General features: G+C 57.4%; 3 protein-coding genes. All 3 read right to left on the reverse strand.

The features are described from left to right. The coding region (locus tag M3I54_RS43855; RefSeq protein ID WP_254346638.1) for a recombinase family protein at window positions 1-1,533 on the reverse strand (1,533 nt) is incomplete at its 3' end. Window positions 1,534-1,819: 286 nt separating this feature from the next. Next, window positions 1,820-2,305, reverse strand: coding sequence for a helix-turn-helix domain-containing protein (locus M3I54_RS43860; protein ID WP_133188494.1), 486 nt, complete (start codon window positions 2,303-2,305; stop codon window positions 1,820-1,822). Window positions 2,306-2,465: 160 nt separating this feature from the next. Next, window positions 2,466-2,774, reverse strand: coding sequence for a DUF5372 family protein (locus tag M3I54_RS45670; protein ID WP_375542329.1), 309 nt, complete (start codon window positions 2,772-2,774; stop codon window positions 2,466-2,468). Window positions 2,775-2,781: the final 7 nt, after the last annotated feature.

A 2,781-nucleotide genomic window follows, 5' to 3' on the forward strand; every position in this document is an offset into this window, starting at 1 on the left:
GTAGGCTAGCAGCCGCTTTCGCTCTCGATTCGCCAGCGATGGATCACGCCAAAGTGTTTTGAAGTCCGCTGTCATTGCGATGAGCCGGTCGCGGATCGCATCGTCGAGTATGAGACGCTCCTGCTGCTGGCTACGCTCCCTTTGTTCTCTCGCGTCGGCCAATATGCGCAGCTTGTCGTTCCATTCTTGCTCGAGTGTGTCGGCGACCAGTCGGTTACTTGGGTCGACCAGCATGAATCGCCGTTGCGCAAGATCTGCATCGAACCGGGCGCGTTCGATAGCGCGCAGGCGTAATCGATCGGCTTCATCGTGACGCGCTTCGATTTCCCTGCGTATCTCCCATGCCAACTCAACGGCAGCCGGAGTCATCGACGCGACGATCAATGCGCCAACTGCCTCATCAATCGGCGCTCCCGCAATTGACTGGCAGCAAGGTTCTCCACGAGCGCCTTGTGCTCGATCGCAGACATACCAGGCTTCCTGTCGTCCGCGTCGCGTAGCATACCGGAGCCGGAGGTACTGACCACAACGACCGCAGATGGCGCGTCCCTGCAGAAGAGCAGCTCCCTCGCGAGGCGGCGACGATCGCGCAACTTTGTACCCGCGACCATTCGTCTCCAGAACCGCAAGGTTCTGCTGGAACTGCTCCCATGTAATGTATCCAGGGTGGGCGTCCGGAATACAAGCAAGCCAGTCATTGCGATCACGCTTTCTCGGCACCTTCCGCCCGTCTGCAAGTCGGCGATAATGCCGCCGGCCGTAGGCGTAAGCACCTGCGTAACGCGGATTGTTCAGCATCCGAAGAGCCGTCGACGCGGTGAGGTGCTGGAAGACTAAGAACTTCGCGTTGCGCATACGGGACGGGAACAGGAGGCCTTCCTTCTTGAAGACCTTGACCGTCTGGCTGGCAGAGCCGACTCGCAAGAATGTCTCGAAGAAGTAAGTGATTGTCTCCCTGACTTGGGAGTCCGGGTCAAGCACTACGTTACCAAGGTCGTCGTACACGAAGCCGGTTGGTAGCAGGCACCGATACTCACCGCGATTGACCTTGTTCAGGATTCCGCCTCGTAGTCGCGCTTTGAGAACATGGAGTTCGGCTTCACTCATTGTTCCCTTGAGCCCAAGCAGGAGCCGGTCATTGAAGCTCGCTGGATCGTATATCCCGTCTTCGTCGAGAATCAACGTATCAGCAAGCGCGCAGATTTCCAGGAGCCGATGCCAGTCAGCATTGTTTCGGGCCAGGCGTGACACCTCCAGGCCCATGACGATGCCTGCGCGGCCCATACCCACGTCAGTGACCAATCGTTGAAACCCCTCCCGCCAGGACGCCGATGCTCCAGACTCCCCCTGGTCGCTATCGATGGTGACGATCTGCTCGTCGCGCCAGCCGAGCGCTGTCGCACGTCCACGCAGGGCATATTGCCGCTTCGTGCTCTCGACATTCTCGAGGACTTGCCGCATCGACGACTGCCGGACGTAGAGGTAAGCGCTCCGTTCGAGGTGGTGAGTCTGAACTTTAAGGGACGCGTTCACGGTGTCCTCCGCTCATTGACCGTCACAGCCATGCCTGCGAGTACGTAGATAAAGCTCTGGCGCTCGATGGGCTGAGCGTTCGACGATGACCGGGTAATGCTTGTTTCGGGCGGTGCATGCCCTGGAACCATCATGCGTGCCCACGCCCACATCCCTCGCGTAAGAAAGACGTTGAGTCCGCGCCGGGCTTCTACGGGCAGGACCTGACCAAGAGCAGCGGAGCGCATCACCTCGTATTGCGCGGCGATCGGCGACGAAACCGCCGACGGCCAGGCACAGCATCCTGCTATTCCGCCGTTTTTTTTACACCGAACGCTCGCTCAATCGTTCTTGGATGCACATCGAGACCAAATTCCTTGCGAACCAGCTTTGCCAGTTCGCGTGCCCGAAGCGGTTCTCCGGGGGTGAGTTGCAACTTGAGAAACGCCAACACCTCGCCCTGGATCTTGTGTGGACCGTGCGGCCCTCGTTTCCTCGGGACCAGCCCTGCGATCCCTCCTTGCTCAAAGTCCGCCCGTGCCTGATAGAAAGTTGGCCGCGAAACACCATATTCGTCGGAGATCTGCGTTACTGAGGCCTTCTCAACGGAGACGCGTCGCAACATCTCGTACTTGACCTGCACAGCGTCATGGGGATCGAAGAATCCACCCTCGTGGAACTTGGCATCGAGAACGTTCGACGGCGTTGGATTCAACGTACCGTCCTCCGCGAGGACATCCGTCTTCGAGCGCTTGCGTTCATTGGGCGGCACATTCACTCCAAGTAGTTGCATCTCAATGTAACTAAATTATGCCGCACAACAGGCTTTGTCAAGTTCTAGGATGTTGAGTTTTTTAGCCTTATAAAAGCTGATAAATTTCTATGTTTTAGGACATGACCATAGATGTAGCGGCGTTAATTACCTTACATGTGCGGCAAAAATCCCTTTACGGTCAAGTACCGCTTCCGGCACGCCTGTACGAAAGGCGTCTCACGAGTAGCGCAAGCTCCATCAAGTCGTTGACCGTGAACAACGCGCGCTCTCGTCCCATAGAGATCTCGGGATCAGGCTCGCTCATATCGGTCCACTTCGGAGGAACGGAGCAATAACTCTTGTCGTCGATGCGCAGCAGGAGACGTCGGCCAGACCGGTTATAGCGCTCACCTACACAGAGAAGTTGCTGTCCGCTGAACGGGTGGAACGGGTGAGTGATGCGGACAAGATGTTCTGTGGCAGCCCCAGAGCCTGCATTTCGAGGTATGTTACAA

The sequence above is a fragment of the Paraburkholderia sp. CNPSo 3274 genome (assembly GCF_024206475.1).
Taxonomy (GTDB): domain Bacteria; phylum Pseudomonadota; class Gammaproteobacteria; order Burkholderiales; family Burkholderiaceae; genus Paraburkholderia.

Bases quoted from the DNA above. Each gene is read 5' to 3' on its own strand.
- M3I54_RS43860 (WP_133188494.1), bottom strand. From the start codon at position 2,305: ATGCAACTACTTGGAGTGAATGTGCCGCCCAATGAACGCAAGCGCTCG.